This is a genomic window from uncultured Methanobrevibacter sp. (genome assembly GCF_900314695.1).
GTDB lineage: Archaea > Methanobacteriota > Methanobacteria > Methanobacteriales > Methanobacteriaceae > Methanocatella.
In genome coordinates this window covers 1-17,392 of record NZ_OMWD01000013.1, presented here as the reverse complement: position 1 = coordinate 17,392, position 17,392 = coordinate 1, and the positions used below count along the sequence as shown (strand labels likewise).

Sequence of the window (17,392 nt, the reverse complement as noted above, 5' to 3'; positions counted from 1 at the left end):
AAGATATTTAACTCGACATTACAGTTCAATCTTAAAATCACACGAATTCATAATCTGAAAAAACATTTAAAATCAAAAATAATGAATAAAATAAGAATATTCCGTTTATACCTACTGTTTTATTGAATGGTTAAATATTAAAATTTGCTAAATCTTCACGTGCGATACAATAAACATCATCAATGATTCCTCGAGATTCTTCAACACTATTCTCAATTCGTTGTTTTTTACTATCCATACGTTCCTTTAAATCCAATGTAATAGCATAAACATCAAAAAAGTTTTGAGATTGCATTTTTATATCTAACAAATTCTTAAAAATATTCCAATCAAATTTTGAAGTTGGAACCTTACATTCACAACATAATGCAGAAGAATCATATTCCATAGCAATATCTACGGTTAAATTGCTACACCAACCATTTATACAAATTATACAATCAGTACTGGTAGTATGAGGATTATAATATTTTTTTAAAATTTTAAATGCTAAAACTTCTAAAAAGGCACCTTTAAGATTTTTAATTTGAGGATTAACAAAAAGATTTAAAAAAATTGATTTATAAGTTGAAAATAACTGAAATTTAGGAGTTCCCATATATCTATTTTCTAATTCATCTAAAAAATCAAATGCAGCTTCCTTTGGAAGATTCATGACTCCCACAATATCATCAAATATTGTGGTGTGATAATTATCTAAACATATTCCAACTAATTGTTGAATGTTTATATCATCATGAAATCTTTTCATACTAAAATTAAGTTCATATGAAATATTCATTTCCTATTCTCCATAATCTCTGAAAAAGAGGGTAAATTACCTGCCAAATTTCTAGATAATAATTGAATAAAAGAATCTAATTCATTTTGAATACTTTCATTTTTAAACAAATCATCAACAGTAACATTAGGTTCATCATCAAATTGCAAGACAAAAACCCCAACCCAATTTAATGAAATAGGAAACTCAAGTGAATCAATATCATAATAAACTTTAAATAATATACTATTTTTTAAGTTATTATTTTCACTTATAAATCCCCTAAAACTAACATTTAAAGGTATATTCTGATTTTTACCATGTTCAATGTAATTAGAAATATTTAATTTCTCAGTGAAACTAAGAACAATCTCAAAATCTGACATTATTTACCCCCTACACTATCCTCCACACTAAATGGAAAGTTATCCATCATAATAACATTTTTATCATCTTGAATTTCATAACCAACATCAAAAATATCATATTCAGTTGACAATTTATTAAATAAACTATAATTATTTATTAAATGGTTTTTCTCAAATCTGCTTTTAAGTTGGTAGAATGATTCATAAATTAATTCCATATCATTTTCTTCAAAGGCAGTATTGAGAATAATGCTAGCTAATTTTAAATCAAATAAAAATTCTTTAAAATCTCTAAGATTTTTAATATTTAAATTTGAATTTGCATCATCAAAATAATTCGCAATGAATTCAGACAAGTCTAGAATAAAATCATCAGATTCATTAGTGTTTCCGACAATGCTCTCTAGAGTATCAAAAATATTTAAATGAAAACATCCCAAAACAAATTTTGCATTATTATTTAATGTTCTATGATAAACTTTTTTAATCTCAAAATCTAATTTTGGGTTAAACTCTATTGATTTTGAAAAATTAATTTCAATATTTTCATAATCATTAAAATTTTCCAAATTTTTTGAAACTTTATCCAGATTAAACATTTTTTCACTCCCTTTTGATTTATAAATATTAAAAATTATATATGTTTAATAATTATATCTAAAGTATTTAAATAATTTTCTAAATTCAAAAATCAATATTGATTTGACATTACTAAATCATAACACTGAATTAAATATTAATAACTAATATAAATAAAAACCAGTGATAAAAATGAATTTAGATGCTGATAACTTTTTAAACCAATATTGGAAATATTATTTAACATTAGAAGAAGAATTTATAGAACTAGAAAAAATAATCCCTATTGACTCAGTCAATGAAAATACATTTTCCTTAAAATATTTAGAATTATTATTCTCAATTTGTAGTGAAATCGACGTTGTATTTAAACAATTACTTTTATTTAAGGAATATGATGGAAATCCAAAAGATTGGGATATGCCGGACTATATGAAGTTTATAAAAGAGAATTGCAATAGATTTACACAAGAAAAAGTCATATACAACAACAGAATAGAAACCTCACCATATTTTGAATGGTCTGAAAATAAAAATTTAACATGGTGGATAAAATACAATCTAGGAAAACACCATAGAACCGATAAAAAAGAAGGACTTGAAAATTATAAAAGAGTTAATCAGAAAACAGTATTATCCTCATTAAGTGGATTATATCAATTAGAATTATATTTATTCGCATATATCACAAAAGAAAATCCTATTGAAGAAAATTTAAGGGTTCCAGCACCCCCTTCAAAAATTTTTGAGTTGAAAAATTGGGAACATAATAGATCATTCATCGCCGATTTTATGATTTTAGAATAAATCCAACTTTAATATTAAGAAATTAATTTAATTATCAATTGGATGAGAATAGAGTTCGAAAGGGCACTGTCAAAAATTGTCATAATTTTGATTTATCTTTCTGTTAAATTTGAATTAGTTAAGATTGTAAAAAACAATTCATCGTGCCCCCATTGCTTTTTATAGTCTCATCATCTGCAAATTTTAGGACATAAACTCCATATTTTGCCAAGCCCCACCAATTTGGTTAATCCCACTAAGAAATGAAACATCAAAAAGCAAACTTTGATAGCTTTTATATCATCAAAAACAAATCAATATTTAACAACAAACCCCCGAATGGAGTGAATTTGATTTATGTGCCGTGAAAAATATTTGGCAATTGATGTCGGCGGAACCGCCATAAAATACACACTAACCGATAAAAATGCCGAAACAATTAAAATTAATGAAATCAAAACCAGAAGAGAAGCAGAAAAGTTATTTGAATCATTTGATGAAATTATCCTCCCCCACTTAAATCAGATAGCTGGCATTGCACTGTCTTTTCCAGGCAAAATTAATGCTGAGCATGGAATAGTTAACAAGGTAGCAACATTTGACTGGATTTGCAACATGCCTTTAAAAACCATATTGGAAGAGAAATACAAAAAACCAGTGTGGATTGAAAATGACGGCAAATGTGCAGCACTGGCCGAACTTTGGAAAGGAAACCTGTCTGATGTGAAAAATGGAGTGGTCATAGGACTTGGTACTGAAATAGCCGGCGGAATAATTATCAATGGAGCACTATATCGGGGAAGCAGTGAAACTGCAGGGGAGTTTTCAAGCATTCTTACAGATTTTAAAAATCCCAATAACAAAAAGAGGTTCGGCAAAATCGGAGGCCACAAAAATCTAACCGATGCATATAAGGATAAAAAATATGCCATCGACAGCCATGAACTCTTTGAAAAGTATAGGGAAGATGATAAAACAGCCAAAAAAGTGGTTCGAGATTATGCCGAAACAATTGCAGCAGGAATCGTAACCATACAGTCCGTATTGGACGCAGAAAAGTTCTGCATCGGCGGCGGAATTTCAGCGCAGGACATTTTAATAACTGAGATAAAAGACAGAGTGCATGATTTCTATTCAATAAAATTCCATGAAGCCGTAAGTGAACCTGCAATTGAAAAATGCCATTTTGAAAATGCATCAGGATGTGTTGGTGCACTATACAATTTCTTGATTAGGCAAAAGATTATTTAGGTAGAAATTAATGGATTTAACATTTTAAATTGCTTGGGATTTATCCAATAAAATAAAAAAAGAATAGATGTGATTAACATCTATTTTACAGTAATTTTTACATTCACTGATTTTGCATTGTAATACTTGCTTCCAGCATATTTGACGGTTGCAGTATATTTTCCCTTTTTAGTCAATTTGGTTATTTTGAATGTTGCAACACCCTTGTCTGTGGTTTTAGCAGTGAATGTTTTCTTATTGACTTTAAGAGTAACTTTTGTATTTTTCATGACTTTGTTTAAGTTATTTTTCAAAGTGACTGAAAACTTTTTGGTTTTTAATGATTTTTTAAATGTTTTTGCTTTGGCTGTCAATTTAGGTGTTGCCTTTTTGACTGTGACTTTGACATTGAGTGACGATTCCACATAGTTTTGATTTCCGCAGAATGTGACTTTTGCAATATATGAATTTGGAATAAGATTGATTACAGATAACTCTACCTTGCCTTCAGAATTGCTTGGCAGTGTCTTTTTGCCGTTCAAATCAATACTTATGTTGGCATTTGAAATTGGGTTTCCGTATTCATCAAACAAATTCACAGTCAGGCATTTGTTCTGGTTGAAAACAGCTGATATCGCCTGTGATGTAATTTTGCTTTTTATTTTGTTAACTTTTATTGTCACATTGATGCTGTCAACATCATAGGATTGATTTTCAACACTCAGCACTGCAACATAGTCTCCGGCATCCAGGGTTACATGCCATTGGGCTTCGCTTTGACAATAATATGTACCTATTAAGGTTTTGTTTTTATATACCCTAATTGTAACGTTTGCATCATAAATGGCCAAACCTCTGACTGATGTAAGATTTATTGACATTGTGTCATTTGAACCATAAACTGACATGAAGTTATCACAGCTTAAAAAAGGTTTGTAGAGTGTATTGTAAGTATCATTTCCTTCCACATCTGCAACATTGTCTTTAAAAATACAGTTTTCTGCAGTTCCATTATAGCATCCCCCACCGTTTTTGGAGGCGTGGTTTTTTGTAAAACTGCAATTATCCGTATCAGACCTGAAACTGGCTCCTCCATTATCTGCAGTATTGTTTGTGAAATTGCAATTTGCTGCACCAGTGTCTGCGATTGCACCTCCTGATTTTGCGCTATTGCCTTTGAATGTGCAGTTGATTGAACTGCCTCTAAGTATTGCACCACCCAATTCAGCATAGTTTCCAACAAACTCGCAATTTACGGCACGAGCATTATACACCGCCCCTCCATTGATTGCCCGATTGCCTATGAATGTGCAGTTTATGGCTGCAACTTCATCTGAAGGGTCGTAATACTCCGAGTATAGTGAAACTGCGCCACCAAACCACGCATAATTGTTTATGAACGTGCAGTTTGTAGCAATTCCATTAAATACTGCCCCTCCACCATCACCTGCAGTGTTGTTTATGAATGTGCAGTTAATTGCATTTCCATCACTTATTGCACCACCAAAGTAATCATTTGTATTGTTTACGAATGTGCAGTTTATTGCAGTTCCATAACACATTGCAGACGCTTTACAATTTATGAATGTGCAATTTATAGCTTTTATATCATAAATTGAAGCAGATTTACTGTTGATGAATTTAATGTCATACAATACCACCTTACAAAGCGATTTACGCAAAGTAGGGTTTTGATAGTTTCCATCTATCGTATGTCCATTTCCATATATGATTACATCATGCCCAATTATTAAATCCCTGTCTTTAAATTTCGAATCAATTTCAGAGTCAAACCTGTAGTCATCAGTTAAATAGACTTCACTATTGCTTTTGTTATTTACTGCTGAGTCCAAATCTGTAAATGTTTTAAAAGTATTGTTTTCGTTTAAATAAATGTCATTATCTGTTTTTTCTAAAACTGCATCATCAACTGTGGAATTGTCGGATGCCCCTACAGCCGAAACAAACAGCAGACCTACGAAAAATATTACAAACATCATCATTTTCCTATTTGCCAAAATTTTTCCCCCCAATATAGTTCATTAATTAATATATATTGCACTCAGTTTAATATTAATATTGACCCTTTGAGTTGGAAATATTGGGAAAAATGCTTTTGAAACAAGAATTTTAGGCCATCATCTAAAATCGGCCATCGGGACAGATGATTCCACACAATTTACCTTAAAAACCAAGCAATAATTTTGCTATTTTTAACTTTAATATAAAAATAATTTATCGACAATTCAATTTAGTAAAAAGTATATTATGAATTACAAATATTTCAAAACTACATACATACTGACAATTGCCTGCAGCCTACACAATGCCAAAAGTTAGTTGATAAATATTACTGCAAATCCTAGCCTAATCCAATTACCTTATAATCATGCAAATGCCAATAAGATTCAATAAACAGTATTTAAAATATCTTCGATTTCATCTTCACCAAACACTACAGGATTATTGTCCATCCTGCCACCGGTTGTTGCCAATTTAACAATATCGGGAATGTCCTCTTTTTTAACACCAAATTTTGACAGTTTAAGAGAATCATTTGAAACTTCACTAAACCATCTTTCAATATCTTCCAAATCATTGGCATCCCATGCATCCAAAAACAAATCCTTTTCTTTAATATACTCCCAGTTTCTTTTTAAAACTTCAAATAATGTTATTGCTGCAGCAAACCCATGGCTGATGCCGAACATCATGGTCAAAGGATATGAAATGGAATGGCATGCGGTTGTACGAGTATTTGAAAATGCAAGACCTGCAAAAAAGGATCCCATCAGCATTTCCTGACGGTATTCCAAATTATCCAAATCACCTAAAACCAACGGCAGATACTTTTTAATGATTCTAATTGAATCCCTTGCAAGAACTCTTGTGTATTTATTGGACGGACGGGACCAGTAGGACTCCATTGCATGAGCCAATGCATCAAGACCTGTTGCCAAGGTCAAATTTTCATTCATTGTAGATGTCAGTTCCGCAACCAGCCAGGCCTCATTGGGATACAAGTAATCGGCATCGATGGAATATTTCTTATTATTGTCAAAGTCCCATATTGTCGCCCATTTGGTGCATTCAGAACCTGTCCCGGCAGTTGTTGGAACTGCAATGAACGGAATAGAATTGGAGTTATCTAGATAATCCTTATTTTTAATCAAATCCAAAACATCACAATCTTTGTATTCATATAATGATGATATTGCCTTTGCAAGGTCAATTGAACTTCCGCCGCCAACTGCAATAATCAAGTCAGGTTTTTTGATTTTATTTAAAATATCTCCAACCAGATGAAAATCGGGATTGGCAATGCTTTCATCCAAAACCTGAAAATTGCCAACATCAAAATCAAAAGTGCTTATCACCCTTTTAGATGCAATAAACAAAACGTTACCTTCAAAACATTTAAGTCTTTTTTTCATTTCATCCAAATTGTACTCGTGAAATTTTATCGGCACATTATAAACCCAATCCATACTTATTCCCCTTGCAGTTTTTTCATGAAATCATCCTTATTTTCAATCGGAGTTGTGGTCGGACGTCCAAGATCGGCCCTTGATGAAATATCAACATCAACATTTAAAAATACAGGACCTTTTGACTCTATGAATTTCGGCAAAACATCCTTTAACTCTTCAAGATTTCCTGCATTGAATACTTTTTGATATCCGCAGGAGGTTACAAGTTCAGCAACATCAATGTCCGCCATTATTGTTGGAAGACCCCCGACACTTTCATGGGCAGAATTGTTAAACATGACATGATAGAAATTTTCGGGAGATCTGGAGCCAACTAAAGCCAATGCACCCATATGCATCAGCACTGCACCATCACCGTCAAAGCAGAATATCCTTTTTGAAGGATTGTTCATTGCAATTCCCAAAGCGATGCTTGATGAATGGCCCATGGACCCGACTGTCAAAAAGTCATTGCCGTGACCCTGGTTTTTAGCTTCCCTATATTCAAACAATTCCCTTGATGACTTTCCAGTTGTTGAAACAATCATGTCATCATCATTTAAATAATCGCTGACAGTTTGAATTGCCTTTTCTCTTGTCAAAGTGTTCTTGTTGGATTTTGGAATCTTGTACTTCTCAAAGGCACCCTTTGATACAACAACTGCAACACTTTCACCATTTTCCAACTTATCCAAAAATTCATTTTGAAATGTGTTTTTCAAATCATCAAATGTTGAATCCTTATCGATTACAACATATGAGATGTCCAGAAGTTCAAGCAAGTCCAAAGTGATTTCACCCTGTTTTTTATGCTGCGGCTCATCATGAACACCAGGCTGGCCTCTCCAACCAATAACATAAACGATTGGAATGGAATAAACCTTTTTATGAGTAAGTGAAGTTACAGGGTTAACGATATTTCCCAATCCGGAATTTTGAAGATAAACCACTGGAAAGTTATTGGTTGAGAGGTGATAACCTGAAGCTATTGCAACGGCATTGCCCTCATTGGCCGCAATGATGTTAGTTTCATTTTCCTCAACATAATCACAAAAAGAGCTCAATTGTGAATCCGGAACACCACAAAAAAAATCAATATCAATTTCCTTTAAATAATTTACAAAATCCTTAACGTCAATCATATAATCACTCATCCGGAATTAAAGTTAAAATCTCCTTGATTGACAGGCATTTGTCATCGGCTTCCATGCACCTTTCATTTTCCAAAATCATATTTGCGGTTTCAACCATTGCAGGATAAGAGCTTCTGATTAAATGATTAGCATAGATTACAATATTAACACCTTTTTTGGCGAATTCATCCTCATAAACCTGATTGAATGAAGTTGGAACAACAACCAAAGGCACATCAGGTGCAAACTCCTTGAATTTATCACAGAACTCAAAGATTTCATCAGGTTCAGACTCTCTTGAGTGAATCATGATTCCATCAGCACCTGCCTTGATGTAGGCCTTTGCCCTTTTTATGGCATCATCCATTCCCTGCTTTAAAATCAAACTTTCTATTCTTGCAATAATCATGAATTCTTCAGTTAATACGGCCTTTTTACCTGCACTTATCTTTTCACAGAAGTTTTCTATTGAATCCTGAGTCTGTTTGACTTCAGTTCCGAAAAGTGAATTCTTCTTTAGTCCAACTTTATCTTCAATGATGATTGCAGAAACGCCCATTCTTTCAATGGTTTTGATGTTGAAGACAAAATGTTCCAGAAGACCGCCGGAATCCCCATCCAAGATAATCGGTTTGGTTGACACTTCCATAATCTCATTTATTGTATTTATCCTCGAGGTCATGTCCACCAGTTCTATGTCCGGCTTGCCTTTGGCTGTGGAATCAGTCAGGCTTGAAACCCAAATTGCATCAAATGTATTGATTTGCTCATCCTTTTCAACCTTGGCATTCTCAACAACAAGTGCAGACAAACCATTGTGGGCTTCGATTGTTCTGACAATCGGTTTTAGGGAAATCAATTTTTTAAGTTTGGATCTTCTAATGTCAGGAATAGAGTCTGTCTTTTTGATTAAATCATTGATTTTATCAACACTGACATCTTCAGTAAACGGAATTTCTATTAACTGACCATCCCATTCCTTTAAAGTTTCAATTACATCACATCTGATTTTGCTTTGAACGCCCTCTTTCCAGTCATCACCATGAAAAACATAATCCGGCTTGTATTTTTTAAGGTTATCTGTGTAGTCAAGAGTATTTTGAGGAACAACTTCAGATACACCACTGATGTTTTCTATGATGAATTTTCTCTCTTCAAACTCAATAACAGGAAATCTTTTATATGTCGCCACCGCTTCGTCGGTAAGCACACCCACTATCAGTTTTCCATATTCAGACGCTTTTTTAATTAAATTTATATGACCGTGATGTAAAATATCAGCGCTTATTGCAATATAAACAGTTTTCATTTTAAAATCTCCTTAACTTTTGCTAAATCATCTTTATTGTCAACTTCCATGCATAACAAGCCTTTCAAATCCAAAGGTTTGATAATTACTTTATCTGTAATTTCATTCAAGGCATTTTCTGCATAAACACCTGTTTTGTTGTTATTGCAGAAGACATGAATGTTGTCTTTCCAGGCTTGCCAGTCTTTTGGTTTTAATTTGTAGAATGGCTGGCAGGAAACCGCATCATCTTCAAAGTAGTCAACCCCAATATATTTGATATGGTTATTTTCAATTTTTGCTTTAAAATCATCTTTTGGAATTTCAAGGGTGGTGTCCACCACCACACATGATTCATCAGAGTTTATAATCTTTTCAGCGGTTTTTAACTCAAAAACCAAATCCCCATGAAGTAGGAGAACATCATCTTCAAAATCATCTATAAAATCCAAAGATTTGATATAGTTAGTTTTATCATAAACAGGATTGTGAACAAAAGTGAAATTGGTGTTAGGAAAGTTTTCTTCACAATAATTGATTAAAACTTCATTTAAATAGCCTGTTGTGAGGATAAACTCCTCAATGTCAAAATTAGAAAGGATTGAAATAGCTCTTGAGAATATAGTTTCATTTTCATTTAATTTCACCAATGATTTTGGATTGTTTTGAGTCAGCTCACCCAATCTTGTTCCCATTCCAGAATTTAAAATAATTGCTTTCATAATAACCCTTGAATTTTTAATTATTATTAATTTAACTTTTGTATTTAAAGTATAATAAAATTATCAGATTTTGCCTTTAATGCTCTTTCAAAAACTTAAGTGATTTTTGGAAAATCGCATTGTCCTTATCTCCATACTTTAGTTTTAGATTGAATCTTTTTATAATTCATTTATCTGTTTTAAATAAATTTTTATGTGTTTTGGGAAGTTCTTTATGAAGCAATTTTCGATTTTATTACATTAAAATAAAAAAAAAAGTTGAAACTTGAGTCTGCCCAATAAATAATTTTTAAGACTGTCCAAAAATCTCGGCAAAACATTTCAGTGATTCCTCACCCGATTGATTGACCATGCGATTTGACATTTCTACAGACTTTCTAAGCTTAGTTACAAATAAATCATCATCAAAAACATTAGTTTTATTTGCAATAAATTCAGTCCTTTTCTTATAGACCTCATTTAATGATATGTTAAAATTCTCATACAGAAATTCATTAGGACTGCGATTATTATAATAATCAATGATTGTACTTTCTAAAAAATAATCCAATTCCTCATCATAAAAATTCTGACAGTGCACCCAATGCTTCAATATAAGAATGTTGTCCGTAACTCTTTTTTGAACTTTCATGTTTCCGCCGATTGAATCATAATACATTAACTCCAACTTTTTCCAAAAAAAATCATCGCAAGGCACAAGAGTGAGCCTCGGGGATGTGTCCTGAAAATCCAAGCATGGTACAACATTTAGTGAAATGTTATCTTCAACCAATATGGCCTGATTATTGCAGATATCAAACTCCAATCCAAGAATTTGTTCAAACCACTTGAAAATTACCTGAGGTGTTAAACAATCCTGTTTAACTAATGGTTTTAAAAGAGAATCCTTAATTTTAACCTTAAACTTTTCTGACCCATATTTTTCAATTTCAAAATCATTGCTGGAAAAGTCAATAAACAAACTAATCATATAATTATGCTTTTTAATTTCGGTTCTCCTATCAAAAGCACTGCATTGCCTTATTATCTTATGATTGATTTGCGGAAATATACCCATATTCTTAAAATATGTATTAATTTCATCAAATGTTTTATTTCGAAGCTCTTTTATTTTTTGAACTGTTTTAAACTCGATATGCACAATATCATTGAGCCTCTTTTTAAATTGCTTTTCAAGTTTCTCATTCATTTTGATTTTCCCCATATTTTTATTCAATTAAAAATATGGTTGATTGCTTAAAAAAATATTCCTATTTAAAAACTAGGTTTTTTATCAAAACCATACATGTTTAACCATATTTAACATAAAATTAACCAAAAACTTACAGACAATTCACTACCACATCAATTATCATAAAAATTCCAAAGAAAAAACAATAGCAGTTACTGCAAAAACCAATCAATAATTCAGTAGATTTTAGGTAAGTTCACAGATTATTGGTCAACACATTAATTTAATATGATTACAATTTCAGTTAAATGTAAACAATAACATACATACATCCAAATTTTTGGACATGATTAACATATAATTTTGCCAAGACCACCAAGGCGAATCTCACCAATTTTCATTAGTTCAATTTAAGAAAATGAAACATCAAAAAGCAAACTTTGATAGCTTTTATAACTCCAAAAACAAATCATTATTTAACAACACCACCCGAAAGGAGTGAATTTGATTTATGTGCTGTGAAAAATATTTGGCAATTGATGTCGGCGGAACCGCCATAAAATACACATTAACCGATAAAAATGCCAAAACAATTAAAATTAATGAAATAAAAACCAGAAGAGAAGCTGAAAAGTTATTTGAATCATTTGATGAAATTATCCGCCCCCACTTAAATCAGATAGCTGGCATTGCAGTGTCTTTTCCGGGGAAAATTAATGCTGAGCATGGAATAGTTAACAAGGTAGCAACATTTGACTGGATTTGCGACATGCCTTTAAAATCCATATTGGAAGAGAAATACAGAAAACCTGTGTGGATTGAAAATGACGGGAAATGCGCTGCATTGGCTGAACTTTGGATGGGAAACCTGTCGGATGTGAAAAATGGAGTGGTTATCGGACTTGGAACTGAAATAGCCGGTGGAATAATTATAAATGGAGCACTATACCGGGGAAGCAGTGAAACTGCAGGGGAGTTTTCAAGCATTCTTACAGATTTTAAAAATCCAAATAACGAAAAGAGGTTCGGCAAAATCGGAGGCCACAAAAATCTAACCGATGCATATAATGATAAAAAATGTGCCATCGACAGCCATGAACTCTTTGAAAAGTATAATGAGGATGATGAAACTGCCAAAGAAGTGGTGAGAGATTATGGCGAAACAATTGCAGCAGGAATTGTAACCATACAGTCAGTATTGGACGCAGAAAAGTTCTGCATCGGCGGCGGAATTTCAGCGCAGGACATTTTAATAGCTGAGATAAAAGACAAAGTGCATGATTTCTATTCAGTAAAATTCCATGAGGCAGTAAGTGAACCCGCAATTGAAAAATGCCATTTTGGAAATGCATCTGGATGTGTTGGTGCACTATACAATTTCCTGATAAGGCAAAAGGTTATTTAGATAGAAATTAATAAGTTTTATAATCCCACATGCTGTGTTAACTCCTCTGAAATTATCAAAAAATACATTACAAAGTTTACCCCACAATGTACAACTCAAAAAAAAATCATTAAATATTAAAAGATTGTAGAGGAAGAGGTAATCTTCAGCAGGAGCCCAATTCACAACAAATTCACTCTTTTAACCACCAAAAATCCACCAATACCCCAACAAATTGGACAATAAATTCCATGATAACTGTGATAAACACCAACAATACCAATATCATCAAATTAATGCGATAAGTGAAAAAATATATCACTCTAAATATTAATTTTCATAAAACACATTATTAAATTTTCTGCCAAATATCAAAAAAATATGACAAAACTGAATTCGAATCAAAATAATTAAAGAATTAATCAAATAAATGACTACTTTTTAACTCACAATCAAGTATACTTTAACCACAAACTAATTTAAACAGACAAATGTTTCAAAAAGCATCAACTACACAAAGACATATATATTCATTCGAATGTTCCTTCAGAAATTATATGCCAAACCAAAAAAAAAAAACATCAAACCTTTGAATTTTTATAACATAAATGCAAATTCAGCATTTTCCATTGGACGAACCACCTGTGCATGAATCTGCTCACCACTTACAGAATTAAAATTAGTCCGATTAAAGTTCTTAATCAGACTGGTTTTCCGCATGGACAGTTTCTTTATTTAAATCAATGCATTTTTTATAATCCCTATCAAAACCCCCCTCATCAAATTCAAAGTCCAAATCAGCAAAGCAATAATAGTAATCATCATTGAAATCAAGATTTGCTAAATCAGATTCAAGAATAGTATTACTTAAAAAGAGATTTTCTTCACATGTAATCATTTTCAGATGTTTGAAAGGATAAGTAATTGAGTGAAAATGATTTGTGATATCATTTAATTCTTTTAAATCAGTTAAACGATAAAATAAAACCAAGTGTTTTAAATCGGGAATGTATTTGAAGTTGATTGAATCAAGAATATCATTTAAATTACCAGAATCCTCATCCCATTGAACAGCTTGAATATTATGGTCATTACAATAATTCACAATTTCTTCATCCTCATCATGACTTTTGAATAAAAGTAAGTCTGGCTTTTCTGATTCCATCTGTTCTGCCCAGGACTCCTGAGACAACACAAATATGTTAAATTTAGGGACGAATGAATCCTTTGGAAATTTATCCGAAACTGTCACTTTAATATCCTTTTGATTTTTTATCCCATCCCCATGAATTTCTTTTAATGCATTCTCATAATCTTTATTTGCAATATATTTAAATAATGTTGCCGTGCCAATATTTAAATTAGGATTATAATTCACATATAATCTAAATAAAGGTGTTGCATGCACTAACACATCCAATAAATCACTTATAGACAAATTACATTGCAATACGTGGAAATTTATAAAATAATTCAGTTTACCAAAAAGCAGATATTTTTTAAAAATTCGGGATTTGTTTTTTTCAAGGGAAATCAAAAACATTTTAAAATAAGAATTTAACCTATTTATCATGCTTTCTTTAGTGATTTTATAACTTATGGACTCATTCCCATCTTCCATCCTTTGAGGATAATAATATACAAGTTTATTTATAAATTTAATGCCATTGGCATTTAGTAAAGCACTTAATAAAAAAACAGAATCTTCCGCAACAGTTGAATGGGGGAAATATATGTTATTATTTAAAAGGAATGATTTTCTATATATCTTGGAAGAAAAACCGAAATTTGCAATCACTGATTCGTAATCATCAATAGTGTTGATTTTTAAGCTAAAATCGTCAGTTACCATCTCCTTGATTTTATTCAATCTAACTTGATAGTTATCTTCAGGATCAGTCAAAATACTTTCCCAAAATCCAGGATTAACGTTTTCACCGTCCTTAGTGATTGTGCCGCTAACAATGTCAATGTCTTCTGTTGTTATTTCATCATGCAAAAATTCACAGGCATCTTCAAAAAACAAATCATCAGAATCTAAAAACATAAGATAATCGGCAGTGGCATGATCCATACCGACATCCCTAGGTTTTCCACCAGCACCACTATTTTTATCCAAATGAAAAGACACTACATTTTCATACTTTAAAGCTAACTCATCGATTATCTGAGGAGTATTATCATCCGATGCATCGTCAACAAAAATCACTTCCAACTTTTCAAAGCCAATAGTTTGCATTAATAAAGAATCAAAAGTATTTTCTATAAATGATTCGGAGTTATATGTCGGGACGATTACCGAGACCAAATAATTATAAATATTCATAGACTTTGGATTATCAAAAAACAGTTGTTTGTAATCATCATCTAGACAACCATACCATTCTTTATATTTTTCAATTTTTTCCACCAAAGATAAATGATTATTTATAAAAACTTCATAAAATTCTTTTAAATGATTAAAGTCTTCATAATTTTTTGCAATTAAAACACAATCAAAAAGGAATTTATTACCAGAATATAGATTATTTCTAAAATCGGAGCATTTCAATAATTTAAAATCTTTTTTCAATTCAGTGAAGTACAACTCTTTAAATTCACCTCGAATTTCATCATATCTTCGAATAGTATGATAGACTTTACTGTTAAATAGATTTACTTTAAATTTGTCGAACTGATTATATTTAATGAATACATCTATAGTATCATTACTTACAGGAATTGCATCAATATGGCTTTTTCCACCTGATTCGATTAAAGAGTCTGAGTGAATATTTTGAGTATAATAAAATTTATCCAAAAAGAATATTCTTTCAGCTTGAAAAAGTATTTCCCAGAAAAATTTATTATCATGGAATTTGGAGTTTTCTTTGAATTTGGCATCACTATTTAATATGAACTGAGTATTGTAAAATTTACACCAGGGAGTTACATTAATGCTAAATATCAACTTGCCGATGTCATCAAATTTAAAAACTTCATCCTTAACGAAGTTTGAAAGATTCATCATATTATAATAATCGGTTTCAAAATATTTTCCTGTTTTAACGTCATGCTTTTTCGCTTTAAAAATTAAAAAATCAAGATTTTTGGATTTTGCAATTGAATAAAAATCTTCAAAAGCATTCAAATCTAAAACATCATCAGCATCTATGAAATAGAGATATTCGCCGCAAACTTGTTTTAGGGCGAAATTACGGGCATCACCACCACCTATATGATTTAAAGCAAATATTTTAACTCTTGAGTCCTGACTTTCATATTCTCTTAAAATTTCAAGAGAATTATCCGTTGACCCATCATCAACACATATTAATTCTAAGTCTGATAAAGTTTGGTTCAAAATAGACTCAACTGATTCATTTAAAAAATCCCCACAATTATATACTGGCATTATTACTGATACTTTAACCATATGTTTCACCAATTATAATCTCCAATAACTTGAAAAACTCTGAAATATTTAGATTTCATTAATTTATATTATAAATGCAATATTTTTCACAAAAAACTGATGTGTTGAATTTTAGGGAAAAATAGTTGTATCATTACATAATACATTAGATATCAAAATATTTAACTATTTCTTAAATATCCAAAAGAGCACTTTCAATAACTTAAGTGATTTTTAGTAAATCGCATTGTCCTCATCCCAATACTTTAATTTTAGATTGAATCTTTTTAAAATTCCTTTATCTATTTTAAATAATTTTTTTATGTGTTTTGGGAAGTTTTTTAGGAAGCAATTTTCGATTTTATTGGATGTTATTGCTATTTTTGAGTCCGCGAGATGGTTTGTGAGTTTTTTGAATTCGGGAATTATTAATTTGGAGACTAATTTACGAATAATCGATGGAAATTTACGAATAACTGATGGAACATTTGAATTTATATAAAATAATTTATCCCTTATTTTTTTAGCTTCGTTTATTGAATCTGCATCAATTATATCAAAAATAAACTCTTATAATCGCGAATGATTTCAATTTCTTCTTCAGAAGCATTGTTTTTGTCAATATGGTCCCTTATTTCTCTGTTTATTAATTGTTTTGTGTGAAATGTACAGAATTGTTGTTTTATTTGTAATTTATCAATTGCTACTCGATACTCTGATTTTAAATCTGTTATAATGCAATTCTTCTTTTTCTTTTGATTACGTAATGATTGATTCAAAAAGTCATATACGTTTTCTACTGTCTCTGATTCGACCAATTCTTTGGCCACTATTGTATTGAGTTCTAAGTCGAATAAAGCTAAAAGATACTTCCATTTTCCATTCTTTTTAACCCAAAGAGCATCAAATAAATAATATCCTGAAAAAGTCCAATTTCTATGCTCAATTTCATATTCAGACTTCAAAATAATGTTTTCTATGCTTTGATGTGAAATTTCAATGTTATGTTCTTTTTTCAATGATTTACGAATTTTATGAAGACTACCATTAAAATAACTATATAAATACTCAATATGTTCAATTACAGGAATAGTTATATTTGCATTT

14 protein-coding genes are annotated in these 17,392 nt (G+C 31.2%); 3 read left to right on the top strand and 11 right to left on the bottom strand.

Annotated features, from left to right (window positions below):
- Nucleotides 1-130 precede the first annotated feature (130 nt).
- Genes QZN45_RS05560 through QZN45_RS05550 form a run of 3 tightly spaced genes read right to left on the bottom strand, consistent with a single transcriptional unit; the run spans nt 131 to nt 1,727 of the window.
- Complete coding sequence (locus QZN45_RS05560) at nt 131-781, bottom strand: hypothetical protein (RefSeq protein ID WP_296811665.1); 651 nt, start codon at nt 779-781, stop codon at nt 131-133.
- The gene (locus QZN45_RS05555) at nt 778-1,146 is read right to left on the bottom strand and encodes a hypothetical protein (RefSeq protein WP_296811662.1); all 369 of its coding nucleotides are present in this window, start codon (nt 1,144-1,146) and stop codon (nt 778-780) included. Before QZN45_RS05555 ends, QZN45_RS05560 begins: the two co-directional genes overlap by 4 nt.
- On the bottom strand, nt 1,146-1,727 hold the full coding sequence (locus tag QZN45_RS05550; RefSeq protein WP_296811660.1) for a hypothetical protein: 582 nt from the start codon (nt 1,725-1,727) through the stop codon (nt 1,146-1,148). Before QZN45_RS05550 ends, QZN45_RS05555 begins: the two co-directional genes overlap by 1 nt.
- Nucleotides 1,728-1,899: 172 nt before the next feature.
- Between QZN45_RS05550 and QZN45_RS05545 the strand changes: the two genes are divergently transcribed.
- Both QZN45_RS05545 and QZN45_RS05540 read left to right on the top strand, forming a co-directional pair.
- On the top strand, nt 1,900-2,514 hold the full coding sequence (locus QZN45_RS05545; protein WP_296811657.1) for a hypothetical protein: 615 nt from the start codon (nt 1,900-1,902) through the stop codon (nt 2,512-2,514).
- Nucleotides 2,515-2,850: 336 nt separating this feature from the next.
- Nucleotides 2,851-3,744: an ROK family protein gene (locus QZN45_RS05540; protein WP_296811655.1), complete on the top strand. Its 894-nt coding sequence runs from the start codon at nt 2,851-2,853 to the stop codon at nt 3,742-3,744.
- An 80-nt stretch (nt 3,745-3,824) separates the two neighbouring features.
- Here the strand turns inward: QZN45_RS05540 and QZN45_RS05535 are convergent, their stop codons facing one another.
- The 6 genes from QZN45_RS05535 to QZN45_RS05510 form a co-directional block, all read right to left on the bottom strand.
- The gene (locus QZN45_RS05535; protein ID WP_296811653.1) at nt 3,825-5,741 is read right to left on the bottom strand and encodes a hypothetical protein; all 1,917 of its coding nucleotides are present in this window, start codon (nt 5,739-5,741) and stop codon (nt 3,825-3,827) included.
- 390 nt (nt 5,742-6,131) lie between these two features.
- Nucleotides 6,132-7,211 carry a phosphonoacetaldehyde reductase gene (locus tag QZN45_RS05530; protein WP_296811651.1) on the bottom strand — a complete coding sequence of 360 codons (1,080 nt, stop codon included), beginning with the start codon at nt 7,209-7,211 and terminating at the stop codon, nt 6,132-6,134.
- A gap of 2 nt (nt 7,212-7,213) precedes the next feature.
- Nucleotides 7,214-8,335 (bottom strand): phosphonopyruvate decarboxylase, encoded by a 1,122-nt coding sequence (aepY, locus tag QZN45_RS05525; protein ID WP_296811648.1) that lies wholly within the window; start codon nt 8,333-8,335, stop codon nt 7,214-7,216.
- Nucleotides 8,336-8,339: 4 nt separating this feature from the next.
- Complete coding sequence (gene aepX / locus QZN45_RS05520) at nt 8,340-9,635, bottom strand: phosphoenolpyruvate mutase (RefSeq protein ID WP_296811646.1); 1,296 nt, start codon at nt 9,633-9,635, stop codon at nt 8,340-8,342.
- Nucleotides 9,632-10,336: a sugar phosphate nucleotidyltransferase gene (locus QZN45_RS05515; protein ID WP_296811643.1), complete on the bottom strand. Its 705-nt coding sequence runs from the start codon at nt 10,334-10,336 to the stop codon at nt 9,632-9,634. The genes aepX and QZN45_RS05515 overlap by 4 nt, the downstream gene beginning before the upstream one ends.
- 289 nt (nt 10,337-10,625) lie before the next feature.
- Nucleotides 10,626-11,525 (bottom strand): hypothetical protein, encoded by a 900-nt coding sequence (locus QZN45_RS05510; RefSeq protein WP_296811640.1) that lies wholly within the window; start codon nt 11,523-11,525, stop codon nt 10,626-10,628.
- Nucleotides 11,526-12,018: 493 nt separating this feature from the next.
- Here QZN45_RS05510 and QZN45_RS05505 point away from each other — a divergent pair, with 493 nt between their 5' ends.
- Nucleotides 12,019-12,912: an ROK family protein gene (locus QZN45_RS05505; protein ID WP_296811636.1), complete on the top strand. Its 894-nt coding sequence runs from the start codon at nt 12,019-12,021 to the stop codon at nt 12,910-12,912.
- Nucleotides 12,913-13,588: 676 nt separating this feature from the next.
- Here QZN45_RS05505 and QZN45_RS05500 read toward each other — a convergent pair.
- Both QZN45_RS05500 and QZN45_RS05495 read right to left on the bottom strand, forming a co-directional pair.
- Entirely contained in the window at nt 13,589-16,306 is a 2,718-nt protein-coding gene (locus tag QZN45_RS05500; RefSeq protein WP_296811634.1) for a glycosyltransferase, read from the bottom strand.
- A 530-nt stretch (nt 16,307-16,836) separates the two neighbouring features.
- Nucleotides 16,837-17,392, bottom strand: a 556-nt coding sequence (locus QZN45_RS05495) for a DDE-type integrase/transposase/recombinase (RefSeq protein WP_296811631.1), incomplete at its 5' end; no start/stop codon positions are given.

What these genes read in the sequence shown, in the direction of transcription:
- QZN45_RS05560 (WP_296811665.1), bottom strand. Translation starts at nt 781, where the DNA reads ATGAATATTTCATATGAACTTAATTTTAGTATGAAAAGATTTCATGAT.
- QZN45_RS05555 (WP_296811662.1), bottom strand. Translation starts at nt 1,146, where the DNA reads ATGTCAGATTTTGAGATTGTTCTTAGTTTCACTGAGAAATTAAATATT.
- QZN45_RS05550 (WP_296811660.1), bottom strand. Translation starts at nt 1,727, where the DNA reads ATGTTTAATCTGGATAAAGTTTCAAAAAATTTGGAAAATTTTAATGAT.
- QZN45_RS05545 (WP_296811657.1), top strand. Translation starts at nt 1,900, where the DNA reads ATGAATTTAGATGCTGATAACTTTTTAAACCAATATTGGAAATATTAT.
- QZN45_RS05540 (WP_296811655.1), top strand. Translation starts at nt 2,851, where the DNA reads ATGTGCCGTGAAAAATATTTGGCAATTGATGTCGGCGGAACCGCCATA.
- QZN45_RS05530 (WP_296811651.1), bottom strand. Translation starts at nt 7,211, where the DNA reads ATGGATTGGGTTTATAATGTGCCGATAAAATTTCACGAGTACAATTTG.
- aepY (WP_296811648.1), bottom strand. Translation starts at nt 8,335, where the DNA reads ATGATTGACGTTAAGGATTTTGTAAATTATTTAAAGGAAATTGATATT.
- aepX (WP_296811646.1), bottom strand. Translation starts at nt 9,635, where the DNA reads ATGAAAACTGTTTATATTGCAATAAGCGCTGATATTTTACATCACGGT.
- QZN45_RS05515 (WP_296811643.1), bottom strand. Translation starts at nt 10,336, where the DNA reads ATGAAAGCAATTATTTTAAATTCTGGAATGGGAACAAGATTGGGTGAG.
- QZN45_RS05510 (WP_296811640.1), bottom strand. Translation starts at nt 11,525, where the DNA reads ATGAATGAGAAACTTGAAAAGCAATTTAAAAAGAGGCTCAATGATATT.
- QZN45_RS05505 (WP_296811636.1), top strand. Translation starts at nt 12,019, where the DNA reads ATGTGCTGTGAAAAATATTTGGCAATTGATGTCGGCGGAACCGCCATA.
- QZN45_RS05500 (WP_296811634.1), bottom strand. Translation starts at nt 16,306, where the DNA reads ATGGTTAAAGTATCAGTAATAATGCCAGTATATAATTGTGGGGATTTT.